The organism is Streptomyces nitrosporeus (assembly GCF_008704555.1).
Lineage (GTDB): Bacteria > Actinomycetota > Actinomycetes > Streptomycetales > Streptomycetaceae > Streptomyces > Streptomyces nitrosporeus.
The window spans coordinates 6,969,488-6,986,570 of the sequence record NZ_CP023702.1 but is presented as its reverse complement, the minus strand read 5'-3'; the positions used below and the strand labels follow the sequence as shown (position 1 = coordinate 6,986,570).

The following is a 17,083-nucleotide window of genomic DNA, read 5'->3' as shown; positions in this document are numbered from 1 at the left end:
CTCGTCCCGCTCCGGTCAGTCGATCCGGAGACTCTCCGGCGGGCCCAGGTAGCTGGGCTTGAGGCCGCCGGTGTCGACCACCAGGTTCTGCAGCACCACCGTCGGGTCGACCATCCAGAATTTCAGCACATGGACCCCCGCGCGCCCTATGCGGTGCGTGGTGCTGGTGCGGTTGACGTTGTCGGAGGTGTTGCGGGCCCACTGCGGGTTCATGGTGCCGTCGTCCGAACCGGTCACCGCCGTGATGTCGACGGACTGCGGCGCGTCGTCGTCGAAGGAGACGGCGTAGGTGAGGCCGCCGGTGGCCAGCGCGCTGTTGCGCGGCGAGAGGTACGCCCAGACGGTGACCGGGCCGGTGGTGAAGAGGCTGACCCTGTACTCCAGCCTGGGCCCCCGGCCGCCGGGGCTCTGCCGTGCCGCGGTCACCGGGAAGGGCTCCATGCCCGAGCCGGTGCGGCCGATGCCGGGGATGCGCCGCCAGGTGACGCCGCCCGCCCCGACGGCCCGGTGGTAGTGGTCGGCCTCGGCCGAGACGTATCCGTTGGCCTCGACGAAGCCGCCGAGCCGCTTGCGGTCGGTCCGCGGGTGGTCGACCACGGCCCGTACGGTGACCTCGGCTCCTCCGGGGCCGGTGACGGTGACCGGAACCCGGGTGACGCCCTTGGGGGCGCGGGTCCAGTCGACCCGGAAGGTGACCCTCGTCTGGGTGTCCACCCGGCCGCGCGTCCGGTCGGCGAGCAGCCAGGGTTCGCCCGTGCGGATCCGGAAGGAGAAGGGTTCCCGGCCGCGGTTGAAGACCTCGACGTACTGGGCGGGCTGGCTCTGGTAGGGGCTGAAGACGGGGAGTTCGGGTCCGGTGCCGTCCTGCCCGGCCGCCGGCCACCAGTCTTCCGAACCGTCGACGGCGACGCCCATCTCGGCGGCCTCCGGCAGCTCGATGCGCTTGACGGCGGGGAAGATCTCGTCGGGGAGGGCGACGTTGTCGCGTTCGGGCTGCTGCCAGGGGGCGTTGGGGCCGTAGCGGTCGATGTCCCCGTAGCCGATGTGCGGCTGTGTCTGGAAGCCGTTCCACTTGCCGCCGGCCACCTCGGTGTTGAAGCGGCGTGCCAGCGCGAAGTCGTCGGCGAGCCGCTCCTCGGCCGTGGCCGCGAGTCCGTTGGTCAGGGCGCGGCCCTGCGGCGCGTAGTGCAGGTTGGTGAACTGCGCCTGGCGCAGGGCGTAGAGGTTGGCGCTCGCCCGCACCTCGTAGCCGACCAGCTGGTACCAGGCGTCCTGGGCGGAGGCCGGGAGCCGGCGTCCGACGCGTCCGGCGGCCCTGTCCAGCCGCTGCCAGTCCTCGGTGACGCGTTCCAGCTCCCGGTAGTCCACCAGGCTGAAGGGGGTGGCCCGGTCGTCGTAGACCACGGCCGAGGAGTCCTTCGCGGGGTCCTTGGCGGGGTCGAGAGTGATCTTCCGGTTGAGCAGTTCGGGCTTGCGGCGGGACTGGAGCGCGGCGTAGGCGCGCAGGACGCCGGCGATCTCCTCGGCCTGTTCCGCGCCGAAGTTCTGCCGGGCGTAGGACTCCTCCCACTCGGGGAGCTTCTCCAGGGGCCAGCGGTCGGGGTTCCAGGCGTATTCGAGGAAGAACTGCGTGGGCAGCTCGTTGCCCTTGAGGTCTCCGACGTTGGTGACCCACAGCCCGTGGTTGCCGTACGCGTGGCACTGGTGGAGCTGGTCCCACATGTTGGGCAGCGAGGCGGTGTCGACCCATTTGTAGTTGCGTCCCACGCCGACGTAGTCGAAGTGGTAGTAGAGCCCGTAGCCGCCGGTGCGGGGGTCGGTGCCGTGGTCGGGCAGCTTGCGGACGTTGGCCCAGTTGTCGTCGGTGAGGACGACGGTGACGTCGTCGGGCACCCGCAGTCCGCGGTCCCAGTAGCGCTGGACCTCCTTGTACAGGGTCCAGACCTGGGGGACGGCCGAGTCGGAGCCGAGTTCCTCGGCGAGGATCGCGCGCTGGGCGGCGATGATCTCCTGCATCAGTTCGATGCCGTCGCCGTCCGGCAGGCTGACGTCGCCGTTGCCGCGCATGCCGAGGGTGACGACCCCCTCGAAGTCCTCGTCGGCCATGCGCCGGATACCTTCGCGCCAGTAGGCCTTGATCGCGTCGGCGTTGCGGCGGAAGGACCACTCGCCGGTGCCGCCGTAGGGGTCGTGGCCGGGGGTGGTGACGGCGCCCGCGCCGTCGCGTACGGCCGCGACGGCGTGCCGGTTCCACTCCTCGATGCCGCGCATCATGGGCGCCTCGTGGGAGGTGCCCATGACGATCCCGTACGCCTTGGCGGTGGCGTGGTTGAGCGGGTCGTCCTCGGCGAAGGCGCGGCCCCACACCGCCGGCCACAGGTAGTTGGCCTTGAGGCGCAGCATGACCTCGAAGACCTTGGCGTAGAAGTCCGCGTTGAAACCGCCTTCGAAGCCGGGGGCCTTGCCCGGCCCGAAGTAGGCCGGGGCCCAGGTGCCGAGCGCGGGGTTCTCGTCGTTGACGAAGAAGCCGCGGTACTTCACGGCGGGGGTGCCCTGGCTGTACCGGCCGCGCAGGACGTACAGCGCGTCGCGGTGCACGGGCCGGACGTCGTCCCACCAGTACCAGGGGGAGACACCGATGCCGCGGGAGACGTCGTACGTGCCGAAGACCGTGCCGCGCTGGTCGCTGCCCGCGATCACGAAGGCGCGGTCGACACCGGGCAGCGGCTTGTCGACGACGGTCTGCAGGCTGGTCTCCCAGGCGCCCCGGACACCGGAGACGTCCAGCTTGCCGGCGGCGATCAGGGAGTCGATCAGCGGGCTGCGGCCGATGGTGCCGATCAGGACGATCTCGCGGGCCCGGCCCGGGGTGTCGTGGGTGAGGGCGGGGCGGACGCCGGTGACCCGTTCGATGTCGTCCCGGAGGTCGCCGGCGACCCGGACGACGCCCGGGTGGTCGCTGCCGGAGACGACGACCGGTACCGCCCGGCCGGACTCGGCCAGTGCGAACGCGCCGGGGCGGCGGGTGAAGGAGATGTACGCCCCGGGGTCGGTGGGCCGAAGGCCGGCGGAGGCCGCCGACGCCTGCGGGGTGAGCCCCGTCAGGGATCCGAGCGGGGTCGCGGTCAGGGCGGTGATACCGAGGCCCGCCCCGAGGAGCGCCCTGCGGCTGGTGTGGTGCGGGGTCTGCTGGTCCATGCGGCTCTCCCTTGTGTGCACACGGATGCTTCGGTTCGGTCCGCCGGCCGCCCGGCGCACCGGCACGCGGGCGGGCGGCGGACGTGACCGGCCCTCCAGGGGCTCCGGGGGTCCGAAGGCTCCGGCGCTCCGGTGGTCCGGGGGCTCCGGCGCTCCGGGCGGCCGCCGTCACGTCCGCCGCCGCGCCCGCGCGGGGCCGGTGGGGCGGGTCAGTGCCGGCCGGCGGCGAGCGTCAGGGTCTGGCGCAGGGTGCCGTAGGCGGGCTTGGGGGCGTAGTCCTCGTCGAGGACGTTGGCCGCGCCCTCGCCCGGGAAGGTGTCCGGGACCCAGGAGTAGGTGTCGGTGAAGCCCCACAGGGTGAAGGCGTTGCAGCCCGGGGTGAGGAGGCAGCCGCGCAGCATGACGGCGTAGCCCTCGGCCTGGGCCTCCAGCTCGGTGCTGTCGGCGGGCATCGGTATACGGACGTCGGCCTCGGTGATCGCGGTCTCCAGGCCGAGTTCGTCGAAGCGCAGCATGTTGTCGGCGATGTCGTGCGGGGCGCCGTACTGAACGCCCAGGTGGCCCTGGATGCCGACGCCGTGGACCGGGACGCGCTGCTTGCGCAGCCGGCTGACCAGGTCGTACAGGGCGTCGCTCTTGGCGTTGACGCCCTCGATGTTGTAGTCGTTGATGAACAGCCGGGCCTTGGGGTCGGCCTCGTGGGCCCAGCGGAAGGCGTCCGCGATGTAGCCGGGGCCCAGCTTCCGCAGCCAGATGCTGTCCCGCAGGGTTCCGTCCTCGTTGAACGCCTCGTTGACGACGTCCCACTGCCAGATCCTGCCCTTGAAGTGCGTGACCTGTTCGGTGACGTGCCGGTGGAGGATCTCCCGCAGCTCGTCGGCGGTGAAGGCGTCCTCGGTGAGCCAGGCCGGCAGCTGGCTGTGCCAGACCAGGGTGTGGCCGCGCACCAGTTGCCTGTTCTTCCCGGCGAAGTCGACGAGCTCGTCGGCGGCGGCCCAGTCGTAGGTGCCGCGCCGCGGCTCGACGGCCTCCCACTTCATGACGTTCTCGGCGGTGACGGAGGTGAACTCCCCGGCGACCCGGGCCCGGTAGGGGGCGTCGTCGGCCAGGGCGTCCATGTTCACGGCCGTGCCGATGCGCAGGCCCGCCTTCTTGCCCAGGGTGCCGAGCGTCTGCTGGGAGGCGTGCGGCCCCGGCTTGCCGTGGTGGCCCGGCGCGCCGCCGGTGGCGGCGGAGGCGCTGGTGAGGGTGAAGGCCGAGACGAGGAGCACGGCGGCGGCGGAACCGACCGCGGCCGAACGAGTTGCCTTGAACATGACAGATACCTCTCCGTAAGGGCGTGCTGACGCGGGCCCGGGCATGGGCCACGGGCCACAGGACTGCCTTCGAAAGTTTCGGGCCGGGCGGCACGGCGGCCGGGACTCCCCGCAGGAGCCGGGACTCCTCACCGGAGCGGGGCGGGCGGGTGGGGCGGCCGCCGGCGGACCGGTGGCCGCCGCCCCGCCGCCGTCAGTCCGCCACGGCCGCCGGCTCGGTCGAGGTGGCGCAGACCAGGGTGCGCCGGTGGTCCACGGTGCGCTCCGGACCGGTGAGGCGCAGCCGTACGGTGTGCCGGACGTCCTCGGGGCCGCTGGAGGCCGCGAAGCGCAGCTCCAGGTCGCCCGGTTCGACGATCCGGTGCCCGCCGGTCCCGGTGAAGGACGCCAGGTCCGCGTGGAAGCGGAAACGGACCCGGCGGGCCTCGCCGGCCGCCAGCGGGACGCGTGCGTAGCCGATGAGCCGTACGTCGGGGCGGGTGGTCTGGGCGACCGGGTCGTGGAGGTAGAGCTGGACCACCTCGGTGCCGTCGCGGTCCCCGGTGTTGGTGACCGTCACCTCCAGGTCCGTCCCGGCGTCGGTCCCCAGCTCCTCCGGCGCGTCCGCTCCCGCCTCCCAGGCGAAGGAGGTGTAGGAGAGCCCGTGGCCGAACGGGTAGAGCGGGGTCGGGTCGAGGTTGCTGACCCCGTTCGCCCGGCCGAGCGGCGGCTGGAGGTACGTCCAGGGCTGGCCGCCGGGTCCGTCGGGCACCCCGATGGGCAGGCGTCCGGAGGGGTTGACCCGCCCGGAGAGCACACCGGCCACCGCCGGCCCGCCCTCCTCGCCGGGGAAGAACGCCTGCACACAGCCGGCCAGCCGGTCCGCGTACCCGCCGAGCGCGTACGTACGTCCCGTGAGCAGCACCAGGACGACGGGGGTGCCCGTCGCCAGCAGCGCGTCCAGCAGCCGGCCCTGGAGCCCCGGCAGGGTCAGGTCGGCCGCGTCGCAGCCCTCCCCGGAGGTGCCGCGGCCGAACAGCCCGGCCCGGTCGCCGAGCACGGCGACGCACACATCGGCCCCGGCGGCGAGCTCCACCGCCTCGGCGATGCGCGAGTCGTCGGCGCCGTCGACGTCGCAGCCGGGCGCGAAGTCCACCCGGGCGCCGGGCATCTCCTCCCGCAGCGAGTCCAGCACGGTCGGGATGTCGATGCCCATGGGCATGTCGGGGTACGAGACACCGACGTGGCTGGGGAAGGAGTAGCAGCCGAGCATGGCCAGCGGGTCGTCGGCGCGCGGTCCGACGACCGCGATCCGTCCGGTCCCGGCCAGCGGCAGCACGCCCCGGGGATTGGCCAGCAGGACGCAGGAGCGCTCGGCCAGCCGCCTCGCCAGGGCGCGGTTGCGCGGCGGGTCGAGGTCCACGGTGCCGCGGGCCCGCTCCGGGTCGACTCCGTCCAGGACGGGGGGCAGGGCCGCGCCCTGCGCGTCGAGGAGCCCCAGTTCGCACTTCTGGAGCAGGACGCGGTGCAGGGCCCGGTCCACCAGTTCCTCGGCCACGGTGCCCGCGCGGACGGCGGCGACGAGCGCGTCCCCGTACCCGCGCACGGTGGGCAGCTCCACGTCGACGCCGGCGGTCAGGGCGAGGCGGGCGGCGTCGCCGCGGTCGGCGGCCACCTTGTGCAGGGTCTCCAGGAAGCCGACGCCGAAGTAGTCCGCGACGACGGTGCCGGTGAAGCCCCAGGTGTCCCGGAGGAGCCCGGTGAGCAGTGTCGGGTCGGCGGCCACGGGGACCCCGTCGATCTCGGCGTAGCTGTGCATCACCGACCGGACGCCGCTCTCGCGGACGGCCATCTCGAAGGGCGGCAGGACCACGTCGGCCATCTCGCGGACGCCCGCCCGGACCGGTGCGAGGTTGCGGGCCCCGGCGGAGGCGGAGTAGCCGGCGAAGTGCTTGAGCGTGGCGACGATCCCCGCGGACTCCAGGCCCTGGACGTAGGCGGTGCCGATGGTGGCGACCAGGTAGGGGTCCTCGCCGATGGTCTCCTCGACGCGCCCCCAGCGCAGGTCGCGGACCACGTCGAGGACCGGGGCGAGGCCCTGGTGGATGCCGACGGACTTCATGTCGCCGCCGATCCGGTGGGCCATCTCGGCGACCAGTTCCGGGTCCCAGGCGGCGCCCCAGGCGAGCGGGACCGGGTAGGCGGTGGCGCCCCAGGCGGTGAAACCGGCCAGGCACTCCTCGTGCGCGAGGGCGGGGATGCCGAACCGGCCCGCCTCGGCGATCCTGGCCTGCGCCCGGGCCAGCGCGACGGCGCCGACGCCGGGGTCCACCGGGGCGGTCCCGAACGGCCGGGTGAGCTGGCCGAGTCCGCGGGTGGTGATCTCGTCGAAGTCGACCGGGTCGACCATGTCGTTCTGGTGGGGCGCGACTCCGTCGCCCTCGGCGTCGGCGCCCACCCAGATGCCGTACAGCTGGGCGGCCTTCTCCTCGAGGGTCATCCGGGCCGCCAGGTCGGCCACCCGCTCCTCGGGGCTCAGCGACGGGTCGCGCCACGGGCCGTCGGCGGTGGGCGCCGGCTCGGCCTGACGGGCATGCGGGACGGGGTGGATTGCCATGACGGCAGGAGTTCCTCTCATGAGTGCGGTGGTGCGGGGCGGCAGGTGTCTGCTATTTGCCGCCCACCCCCATCAGTCCGTTGATCAGCGCGCGCCGGGCCACGAGGTACACGGCGAAGATCGGTACGACGGAGAGGACGATCGCGGCCAGCACGGCGGGGATGTTCACGCCGAACTGGGTCATGAAGTTGAAGAGGCCCAGCGTCAGTACGCGGTTCTCCTCCGACTGCGTGAGGATCAGCGGGAACAGGAAGCCGTTCCACGCCTGGAGCGCGGAGAAGATCGCCACGGTGCTGATGCCGGCCTTGGAGAGCGGCACCGCCAGCTGCCAGAGCATGCGCCAGGGCGAGGCCCCGTCGAGGGCCATCGCCTCGTACATCTCCTCGGAGACGTCGCGCATGGTGCCGCTGAGGACCAGGACGGCGACCGGCATGGCGAACGCGGCGGTGGGCAGGATGATCGCCCAGAGGCTGTCGTACAGGCCCATCTTGCCGATCATCAGGTACAGCGGCACGATCACCGCCTGCGCCGGGATGGCCACGCCGAGCAGGAAGGTCCGGAAGGCGAGCGAGGACAGGCGGCTGCGGGTGCGGACGGCCACATAGGCCACCGGCACGGACAGCACCAGCACGATGGCGACCGTGGCCACCGCGACGAGGGCGGTGTTGCCGAGCAGCGACAGGAAGCCGCTGTCCAGGACCGTGCGGTAGTTCTCGAACGTCGGGTCCGTGGGGACCGCCAGCGGATCGCCGTTCAGCGCCTGGTCCTGGCGCATCAGCGAGGCGGACACCAGCGTGTAGAGCGGTACCAGGACGATGAGCAGCCAGACCAGGGACCCGAGGCCGGCCACCGGGTTGCCGAGCGGCTTGCGGCGGCGGGCGGGACGGCTCACGGGGCGGGCGGCGGGGGCGGAGCGGCGCCGCGGCGCGGCCGGACGGGTGTCGATCGACATGGCGTCACATACCTTCCCGGGTGGACCGCATGTTCCCGAAGCCGCTGAGGCGGACCATGATCAGCGAGATGGCGGTGGCCACGACGACGAGGGCGGTGGCGATGGCCGCCGCGTAGCCGAGGTCGTAGGTCTGGAACCCCGTCCGGTACATCAGGTACGGGAGGATCGTGGTGTCCGTGCCGGGTCCGCCCTTGGTCATGATGAGCACGGTGTCGAAGTAGGTCAGCGAACCGACGATCATCAGGACCGACGAGGTGGTCATCGTGTGCCGCAGCTGCGGCAGGGTGATGTGGAAGAACTGCCGCACCATGCCGGCACCGTCGATGGAGGCGGCCTGGTAGAGGACTTCGGGGATCTGCCGGGCGCCGCCCTGGTAGATCAGCGTGTGGAAGGGCATGAACTGCCAGCCGCCGACGAACGCCACGACCAGCAGCGCCCCGGTGGAGGACCCCATCACGTTGGGATCGACGCCGATCCAGGGGCCGATCTCCTTGATCACGCCGAAGTTCGGGTCGAGCAGGGCGTGGAAGAGCATCGCGATGGCGGTGGTGGAGAGCAGCAGCGGGATGAAGAAGACGGCCGACAGCAGGGCGCGGTTCTTCTGGCGGCCCGCCGCCCAGACGCCCAGCAGCAGGGCGACCGGGGTCTGGAAGGCCCAGCTGATCACGGTGAGCACGAGGCTCAGCCAGGCGGCCTGCCCGAACTCCGAGTCCTGGAAGAGCCGGGTCCAGTTGTCCAGGCCGGTCATGGTCGGGGAGTTGAGCCCGTCCCACGAGGTGAAGGAGAGATAGACGGCGATCGCCAGGGGGACGATCGCGAAGACGGCGAAGAAGAGGATCCCGGGTACGGCCCAGGCGACCGGGGGGCGGCCGACGTCACCGACGGCCGCCTTCCCGCCTCCGTGCGACTTCGCTACCGGAGCGTGGTGCGACATGGTTACTTGGCGGCCTTCATCGCTTCGACGAACTGCTCGGGCGTGGTCTTGCCGGCGAACAGCTTGCTGATCTCGGTGAGCAGCGGGGTGGCGTACTGGGCCTCGAGCGCCTGGTCCCAGGAGAGGGTGAAGCTGGGAGCCTTCTGGACCAGGGAGTACTGGTCCTGGGCGAACTGGGGGTTGGGCGAGCTGCTCAGCATGGACGCGGCGTTGGACGTGGTGGGGATGTCACCGTTGTCCACCAGCGCCTTGGCGTAGGTCTCGGAGGCCATCGTCTTCAGGAACTCGATGGCCTCCTCCTTGTGGTCGCTGCGGGCGTTCACCGACCAGTAGTTGGTCGGGTTGCCGACGACGTTCGCCGGGTCGCCGGTGCCGCCGGCCACCGTCGGGAAGGCGGTCCAGCCGAGGTCCTTCTTCGCGAACTCGGGAGCCTTGCCGAGCTGCGTGGAGTACTCCCAGGAGCCCATCAGGTGCATGGCGGCCTTGCCCTTGTTGAGCAGGGTCGGGGCTCCGCCGTTGCCGTAGTCGACCGAGTTGAAGTTCTTGCCGAAGGCGCCGTCGTCGATGAGCTCCTTGACGGTCTGCGCCGTCTTGAGCACCGCCGGGTCGCCCCAGCCCTCGGTGTCGCCGTTCTGGATCTTCCGGAAGACCTCGGGGCCGCCGATGCGGTCCAGGAGGTACTCCATCCACATCAGTTCGGGCCACTTGTCGGAGCCGCCGAGCGCGAACGGGGTGATGCCGGCGTCCTTGAAGGTGGTGATGGCCTTCTGGAGGTCCTCCCAGGTCTTGGGGGCCTCGACGCCGTGCTTCTCGAACAGGGCCTTGTTGTAGAAGAGCATCACGGGCTGCATGCCGCGCATCGGCACCCCGTAGATCTTCCCGTCGAGGCTGCCGGCCTCCATGATCGAGGGCAGGAAGCCCTCCTTGAGCGTGGCGTCCTTCTTCACCGTGCCGGTCAGGTCGACCAGCTGCCCGGCGTCGACGTACGGCTTGATGGAGCCGCCGCCCCAGTTGAAGAAGACGTCCGGCGCGTTGGGCGAACCCATGGCGCTGCGGAGCTTGTTGACGTAGTCGGTGCCGGGGACCGACACCAGCTTGACCTTGACCTTCGAGGTCTTGTTGAACGAGTCCACCGCGGCTTGCTGGACCTTGACCGCGTCGTCGCCGTAGACGTAGGCGGTGATGGTGCCGCCGTCCGATCCGCTGTCACCGGAGCCGCAGCCGGCCAGCATGCCCGCCATGGCCAGCGCGGCGCCCGCCGCGGCCCATCTCGTCGTACGTGAGCCCTGAGTGAAAATACCCGACCGCATGACCGCACCTCTGTCGAATGTTTCGGCGTGCCTTTCGAATGTTGCCGGAACCGTACGGTCGCGTTTCGAGCCCGTCAAGAGGGTGGGGACAATGATTTGCGATCCCCGTCCGGGCTCCGGCCGGGGGCGATGTGCGGCTACGATTCGTGCATGAGCCCTGCAAAGGTCCAGCCCCAACAGGAGAAGGCCTCCGCCGACCCGTCGTCGGAAAGCACCGCCACGCTGGCAGAGATCGCCCGAGCGGCCGGCGTTTCCGCTCCGACAGTTTCGAAAGTCCTGAACGGCCGCGCGGACGTCGCTCCCGGCACTCGTACGAAGGTGGAGGAACTGCTGCTCCGGCACGGCTACCGCCGCCGGCGAGGTGCCTCCCAGCAGTCCCAGCTCATCGATCTGGTCTTCCACGAACTGGACAGCGCGTGGGCGATGGAGGTCGTACGGGGTGTCGAGAACGTCGCCCGGGAGGAGGGGCTGAGCCTGGTCCTCTCGGAGAGCGCCGGCCGGCTCACCCCCGGCCAGACCTGGGTGGACGGGGTGCTGGCACGCCGCCCGGCCGGAGTCATCCTGGTGCTCTCCGACCTCGACGCCGCCCAGCGCGCCCAGTTGAACAGCCGTTCCATCCCGTTCGTCGTGGTCGACCCGGCCGGCGACCCCGGTGACGACATCCCGTCCGTCGGTGCCGCCAACTGGCAGGGCGGCCTCGCCGCCACCCGCCATCTGACGGGCCTGGGGCACCGGCGCATCGGCGTCATCGGCGGGCCGGCGCGCATGATGTGCAGCCGGGCCCGGCTGGACGGCTACCGCGCCGCGCTGGAGACCTCGGGCCTGCCGATGGATCCCGCGCTGGTACGCGAGGGCGAGTTCAACCACGAGGACGGCTACAGCGCGGCACTGGACCTGCTGCGGCTGCCGGAGCCGCCCACCGCGATCTTCGCCGGCAACGACCTCCAGGCGCTCGGCGTCTACGAGGCCGCACGCGAGCTGGGGCTGCGCATCCCGGAGGACCTCAGCGTGATCGGCTTCGACGACCTGCCGGTGACGCGCTGGGTCGGCCCGCCTCTGACCACGGTGCGCCAGCCGCTCATCGAGATGGCCGAGACCGCGGCCCGCCTGGTGCTCGACCTCGGCCGCGGCAGGCGGCCCGCGACCACCCGGGTCGACCTGGCGACCAGCCTGGTGGAGCGCAGCAGTACGGCCCCGCCCTCCCGGTGAGCGGGGCGGGCCGCGGCCGGAGGGACACGGGCCGGGGCCATGCGCCGCCGGGCGGTCCGGCTCCGGGTCTACGCGCGGCGACCCGCGGGGAGCGCCGGCCGCCCGGTGCCCCGGGTCTCCGCCGGTACGCCGGCCGGCGGGTGCCCGGACCACGGCGGGCCGGTGCCGTGGCGGGCCGGTGCCGCGGCTGCGGGCCGTTGTCAGTGGTGCGGTGCAGACTGGCCGTATCCGGCACAACGACGTCTCGGGAGACCGGCCATGTCCGATGTACTGCTCACCGTAGGCACCCGTAAAGGACTCTTCGTCGGCCGCAGGCGCGGGGGGCGCTGGGAGTTCGGCGACCCCTGTTTCAACGCCCAGGCCGTCTACTCGATCGGTATCGACACCCGGGGCAGGACGCCCCGGATCCTGGTGGGCGGGGACAGCGCGCACTGGGGGCCGTCCGTCTTCCGCTCCGACGACCTGGGAGCCACCTGGACCGAACCCGGGCAGCCCGCCGTGAAGTTCCCCCGGTTCACCGGGGCGTCGCTGGAGCGGGTCTGGCAGCTGCACCCGGCCGGGCCCGAGGCCCCCGGCGTGGTCTACGCCGGGACGGAGCCCGCCGCCCTGTTCCGCTCCGAGGACGGCGGCGAGTCCTTCGGGCTGGTCCGCCCGCTCTGGGAGCACCCGACGCGGTCCCGCTGGGTGCCCGGCGGGGGCGGCGAGGGGCTGCACACCGTCCTGACCGATCCGAGGGACCCCCGGGCCGTGACGGTGGCCGTCTCGGCGGCGGGGGTGTTCCGCACCGAGGACGGCGGGGAGCACTGGAGGCCGTCCAACAAGGGCGTCTCCGCCGTGTTCCTGCCCGGCCCCGCGCCGGAGTTCGGCCAGTGCGTGCACAAGGTCGCCCGGGACGCGGCCGATCCCGACCGGCTCTACCTCCAGAACCACTGGGGCGTGTTCCGCAGCGACGACGCCGGGGACACCTGGAAGGACATCGGGGCGGGCCTCCCCTCGGACTTCGGGTTCGCCGCCGCCGCGCACCCGCACCGCGCGGACACCCTGTACGTCTTCCCGGTCAACGCCGACACCGACCGCGTCCCGGCCGGCCGGCGCTGCCGGGTCTTCCGTACGACGGACGCGGGAGAGACCTGGGAGCCGCTGACCCGGGGGCTGCCGGACGGCGACCACTACGGCACGGTGCTGCGCGACGCGCTGTGCACCGACGACGCCGATCCGGCGGGCGTCTACTTCGGCAACCGCAACGGCGAGGTGTACGCCGGCACCGACGACGGGGACAGCTGGCGGCAGATCCTGTCGCACCTGCCGGACGTGCTGTGCGTGCGGGCCGCGCAGGTGTGAGCCCGGCGGCGCCCTCCACCTCGGCGGCGGGCGCCGCCGGTCCGGAGCCTACGGGACAGCCCTCAGGGCAGGGCCCAGTCGACCGGCTGCGCCCCGGCACGGGCCAGGTGGTCGTTGGTGCGGCTGAAGGGCCGGGAGCCGAAGAAGCCCCGGTCCGCCGACATCGGGGACGGATGGGCGGACTCGACCGCCGGCAGGTCGCCGAGCAGCGGCCGCAGATTGCGGGCGTCCCGCCCCCACAGGACGGACACCAGCGGCTTGCCGCGTGCGACCAGGGCGCGGATGGCCTGCTCCGTCACTTCCTCCCAGCCCTTGCCGCGGTGCGCGCCGGGCTTGCGCGGCGCGGTGGTCAGCGCGCGGTTGAGCAGCAGGACGCCCTGCCGGGTCCAGGGCGTCAGATCGCCGTTGGACGGGCGCGGGAGGCCGAGATCGCCGTGGAGTTCCCTGAAGATGTTCTCCAGGCTGCCCGGGAGCCGCTGCACGTCCGGCGCCACGGCGAAGCTGAGGCCGATGGCCATCCCCGGGGTGGGGTAGGGGTCCTGACCCACGATCAGGACGCGTACGTCGTCGAAGGGCTGCTGGAAGGCGCGCAGTACGTTCGCCCCGGCGGGGAGGTAGGTACGGCCCGCCGCGATCTCCGCGCGCAGGAAATCGCCCATCGCCGCGATCTGTCCGGCGACGGGACGCAACGCCTCGGCCCAGCCGGGCTCGACAAGTTCGTTCAACGGTCGTGCTGCCACAGTCCGTCACCCTACCGGCCCACAAGGACAGTGACGATCAGCCGGGTCCCCCGGAGCGGAGCGGGGTTAAGGTGCCCTCGTCGTCCCGCCCCTTCTTCCCCTCCGGAGCCGGTCCATGAGGTCGCCCAGTCGCTCACGCGGGCACGGGGGGACCCCGTGCCCGGCCACTCCCCCGCCGCCCGGCGCCGGGCGGCCGGCGTGAGCGCCGGGGACGGGGAGGAGGTCGTCCTCGGTGTCGATTCCGGCGGCTCCGGTCTGCGGGTCGCACTCGCGGGGACCGGCGCCGGGCGGCCCCTCGCCACCGCGGCCTGCGCCGGGCCCGTGCGGACGGGGCCGGCCGGCATCGACGCCGGGCACCTGCTGGAGCAGGTGCTGCCGGTGGCACGGGAACTGCTGGCGCGTCAGGCCCCCGGCGCGAGGGTCGTCGCGGCGGCGGTCGGCGCCGCCGGGATGGCCACGCTGGGCGACCGGTTGCGCGCGGAGGTGCCCGCCGCGCTCGCCGGTGCGCTGGGCGTACGCCGGGTGGCGCTGGCCGCCGACGCGGTGACCGCGTACGCGGGCGCGCTCGGCCAGCGGCCGGGGGCGGTCGTCGCGGGCGGTACGGGCCTGATCGCCCTCGGCACCGATCTCGGCACCTGGCGCCGGGCCGACGGCTGGGGGCATCTGCTGGGCGACGGCGGCAGCGGCGCGTGGATCGGCCGGGCCGGGCTCGACGCGGCGATGCGCGCCCACGACGGTCGGCGCGGCGGTTCGGGAGCCCTGCTGGCCCGGCTGGAGGCGGTGTTCGGCCCGGCATCCGGTCTGCCCGGCCTGCTCTACCCGCGTACCGACCGGCCCGCGCTGCTCGCCTCCTTCGCACCCGAGGTGGCGGCCTGCGCGGCCGGGGACGGGGTCGCGGCGGGCATCCTGCGGGCGGCGGCGGCGCACATCGCCGAGGCGGCGGCCGCCGTCTGCCCGCCGCCCCGCCCCAAAGGACCGCGCCTCGCCGCCGGGGAACCGCACGCACCCGCCGCCCCGCACGGGCCGCGCGAGCCGCACAAAACATACGAACCGTACGAAGTGGCCCTGACCGGCGGACTGTTCAAGATGGGTGAGCCGCTCCTGGCCCCGCTGCGCGAGGAGTTCGCCCGGCAGGTGCCGCAGGCCCGGGTCGTACGCGCGGACGGCGACCCCCTGGAGGGGGCGGTGGAGACGGCCCGCGCCCTGGCCGGGGACCGGCTGCGGCTGCCGTCCCATCCCACCCTGCTGTTCCTGCCCGGCACGGCGTAGGAGCCGCGCGGACGGGCGTCCCGTACACGGCCTTTGCCGCTCAACAGACATAAGCGGACAGATGACGCCCGACCACCCCCTCCCCGAACAGAGGGGTACCCAAAACCAGTAGCATGCGGCGCCATGAGCACCCCCACTGGGCCCGCTTCCGGCCTGCCAGTACGAATGCCGCGACCTCGCCAGTCCGGACGGCACCGCCGCCCGGAGCCCGTGGTCGCACCCGAAGGCGCTGCGGCGCTCGTTCTCGCCGTCCCCGGTCCTCCTTCCTCGGCCACGCGCAGCCTGGCCGAGGAGGTCATCAGCATCGCCCGTTCCGAGCTTCCCGGTCTCGACGCGCAGATCGGCTACCTCGACGGCGGCGAGGACGGGTACCCCACGCTGGCCGCCGCCCTCACCGGCGCCGCCGCCGAGCGCACCGCGCGCTACGAGCAGGCCGTCGCCGCCGGCCGTGAGGTCCCGGCCCCCGAGGGCCCGTCCGCCGTCGTGGTCCCGCTCCTCGCGGGGCCGGACAGCGCCGTCACCCGGCGCATACGGCAGGCCGTCATGGACAGCGGCACGCAGGTCGAGCTGACCGATGTGCTCGGCCCGCACCCGCTGCTCGCCGAGGCACTGCACGTGCGCCTCTCGGAGGCCGGGCTGGCGCGCGCCGACCGCGCCAGGCTGTTCACCGTGGCCACCGCCGCCGACGGCATCGTGCTGGCCACGGTCGGCGGGGAGGAGGCCGTCCGGGCCGCCGGGATCACCGGGATGCTGCTGGCGGCCCGTCTCGCGGTGCCGGTGATGGCCGCCGCCCTGGACGTGGACGGCTCGGTGGCCTCGGTCGCCGAGCAGTTGCAGAACTCCGGTTCCGCGCAGCTGGCGCTGGCTCCGTACCTGGTGGGCCCGGAGGTCGACCCCGGGCTCCTGGAGGCCGCCGCGAAGGAGGCCGGCTGCTCCGCCGCCGAGCCGCTCGGCGCCTACCCGGCCATCGGCAAGCTGGTCCTCTCGCTGTACGCCACCGCGCTCGGGATCACCCCGGCGACCCCGCAGGGCGCCCCGGCGCACTGAACCGGTGCCGTACCGGGCGGCACGCCCGGCTCCGCCGGGGCCGTGCCGCCCGTGCCGCCCGTGCCGCCCGTGTGCTCAGACGAAGACCACGCAGGACGCCGCCGGGACCTCGGCCGAACCGGTGTGCACCGGGACGCCCGTCTCCGCGTCGACGGCGAACCAGCTGACGTTCCCGGAGCGCTCGTTGGCCGCGTACAGCCACTGCCCGGTCGGGTCGAGGGTGAGATCGCGCGGCCAGCGCCCGCCGCAGCCCACGGTCGCCGCCAGGACCGGCTTCTCGGCCGTCTCGTCGAGCGTGAGGACGGAGATGCTGTCGTGGCCGCGGTTGGCGGTCCACAGGAACCGCCCGTCCGGGGAGACGACGATCTCGGACGGGTAGGTGCGCACCTCCTCCCCGGCCCCGTCGGGCAGGACCGCCGTCTCACCGACGGGGTCGAGCACGCCGGTTTCCGGGTCCCAGCGGCACACCGTGACGGTGGGCTCCAGCTCGTTCAGTACGTAGGCGTGTCGCCCGGACGGGTGAAAGGCCAGGTGCCTCGGCCCGGTCCCCGGCCGCAGGGCCGTCTCCCCGTGGAGCCTCAGCTCCCCGGTGCGGGCGTCGAGCGCGCAGACGCGTACGGAGTCCGTGCCCAGGTCCACACTGAGCACCCATGCCCCGAAGGGGTCCGGCAGCACCTGGTGCGCGTGCGGCGCCTCCTGGCGGCCGGTGTCGGGGCCGCTCCCCCCGTGCGGGAACACGCAGGCGGCCGGTCCGGGCGTGCCGTCGCCGCGCAGGGGCAGCGTGGTGACGCTCCCGGAGCCGTAGTTGGCGGTGAGCAGATGGCCGTCGGTGACGGCCAGATGGGTCGGGCCGCTCCCGTTCACCGGCCGCACCTCGCCGAGCGGCCGGGGGGCGCCCTCCTCGTCGGTCGCGAACGCGGCGACGGCACCGTCGCCGGTCTCGCTGACCGCGTACAGCACCCGGTCACCGGCCGCCGAGTCGCCGACGGCGAGGAAGGACGGGTCGGGGACCGCGTCCGTCGACCCGAGCAGGGTCAGCCGTCCGGTCCCGCGGTCGACGGCGGCGGCGGTGACGCCGTGTCCGCCGGCCGAGGTGAAGGACCCTATGTACGCCCGTCCCGCACTGCTGTCATCCATCGCGCTACCCCTCTTCGCATCCGCCGTGATCTTC

General features: G+C 73.2%; 12 protein-coding genes. 4 read left to right on the top strand and 8 right to left on the bottom strand.

Features of this window, described 5'->3' with window-relative positions:
* Positions 1 to 15: 15 nt before the first annotated feature.
* The 6 genes from CP967_RS30905 to CP967_RS30880 all read right to left on the bottom strand — a co-directional run bounded on the left by CP967_RS30905 (position 16) and on the right by CP967_RS30880 (position 10,243).
* On the bottom strand, positions 16 to 3,198 hold the full coding sequence (locus CP967_RS30905; RefSeq protein WP_150491127.1) for a glycosyl hydrolase 115 family protein: 3,183 nt from the start codon (positions 3,196 to 3,198) through the stop codon (positions 16 to 18).
* A gap of 209 nt (positions 3,199 to 3,407) precedes the next feature.
* Positions 3,408 to 4,514, bottom strand: a complete 1,107-nt coding sequence (locus tag CP967_RS30900; RefSeq protein WP_150491126.1) for an endo-1,4-beta-xylanase — start codon at positions 4,512 to 4,514, stop codon at positions 3,408 to 3,410.
* A 193-nt stretch (positions 4,515 to 4,707) separates the two neighbouring features.
* Positions 4,708 to 7,110 (bottom strand): beta-xylosidase/alpha-l-arabinosidase, encoded by a 2,403-nt coding sequence (locus CP967_RS30895; RefSeq protein ID WP_150491125.1) that lies wholly within the window; start codon positions 7,108 to 7,110, stop codon positions 4,708 to 4,710.
* Positions 7,111 to 7,162: 52 nt separating this feature from the next.
* Positions 7,163 to 8,062: a carbohydrate ABC transporter permease gene (locus CP967_RS30890; RefSeq protein ID WP_150491124.1), complete on the bottom strand. Its 900-nt coding sequence runs from the start codon at positions 8,060 to 8,062 to the stop codon at positions 7,163 to 7,165.
* Positions 8,063 to 8,066: 4 nt separating this feature from the next.
* Positions 8,067 to 8,996, bottom strand: coding sequence for a carbohydrate ABC transporter permease (locus tag CP967_RS30885; RefSeq protein ID WP_150491123.1), 930 nt, complete (start codon positions 8,994 to 8,996; stop codon positions 8,067 to 8,069).
* A gap of 2 nt (positions 8,997 to 8,998) precedes the next feature.
* Positions 8,999 to 10,243 carry an extracellular solute-binding protein gene (locus CP967_RS30880; protein WP_229888299.1) on the bottom strand — a complete coding sequence of 415 codons (1,245 nt, stop codon included), beginning with the start codon at positions 10,241 to 10,243 and terminating at the stop codon, positions 8,999 to 9,001.
* 213 nt (positions 10,244 to 10,456) lie between these two features.
* On the opposite strand from CP967_RS30880, the gene CP967_RS30875 reads away from it, so the two are divergent.
* Positions 10,457 to 11,515 carry a LacI family DNA-binding transcriptional regulator gene (locus CP967_RS30875; RefSeq protein WP_150491121.1) on the top strand — a complete coding sequence of 353 codons (1,059 nt, stop codon included), beginning with the start codon at positions 10,457 to 10,459 and terminating at the stop codon, positions 11,513 to 11,515.
* 258 nt (positions 11,516 to 11,773) lie between these two features.
* Positions 11,774 to 12,856 carry a WD40/YVTN/BNR-like repeat-containing protein gene (locus CP967_RS30870; protein WP_150491120.1) on the top strand — a complete coding sequence of 361 codons (1,083 nt, stop codon included), beginning with the start codon at positions 11,774 to 11,776 and terminating at the stop codon, positions 12,854 to 12,856.
* A 62-nt stretch (positions 12,857 to 12,918) separates the two neighbouring features.
* On the opposite strand, the gene CP967_RS30865 is transcribed toward CP967_RS30870, so the two are convergent.
* Positions 12,919 to 13,596 carry a uracil-DNA glycosylase gene (locus CP967_RS30865; protein ID WP_150491119.1) on the bottom strand — a complete coding sequence of 226 codons (678 nt, stop codon included), beginning with the start codon at positions 13,594 to 13,596 and terminating at the stop codon, positions 12,919 to 12,921.
* A gap of 198 nt (positions 13,597 to 13,794) precedes the next feature.
* Here CP967_RS30865 and CP967_RS30860 point away from each other — a divergent pair, with 198 nt between their 5' ends.
* Together CP967_RS30860 and CP967_RS30855 are read left to right on the top strand one after the other, a co-directional pair.
* Entirely contained in the window at positions 13,795 to 14,865 is a 1,071-nt protein-coding gene (locus CP967_RS30860) for an N-acetylglucosamine kinase (RefSeq protein ID WP_150491118.1), read from the top strand.
* 123 nt (positions 14,866 to 14,988) lie between these two features.
* The gene (locus CP967_RS30855) at positions 14,989 to 15,912 is read left to right on the top strand and encodes a sirohydrochlorin chelatase (protein WP_150491117.1); all 924 of its coding nucleotides are present in this window, start codon (positions 14,989 to 14,991) and stop codon (positions 15,910 to 15,912) included.
* 75 nt (positions 15,913 to 15,987) lie between these two features.
* Here CP967_RS30855 and CP967_RS30850 read toward each other — a convergent pair whose 3' ends face one another.
* Complete coding sequence (locus CP967_RS30850) at positions 15,988 to 17,049, bottom strand: lactonase family protein (protein WP_150491116.1); 1,062 nt, start codon at positions 17,047 to 17,049, stop codon at positions 15,988 to 15,990.
* Positions 17,050 to 17,083: the final 34 nt, after the last annotated feature.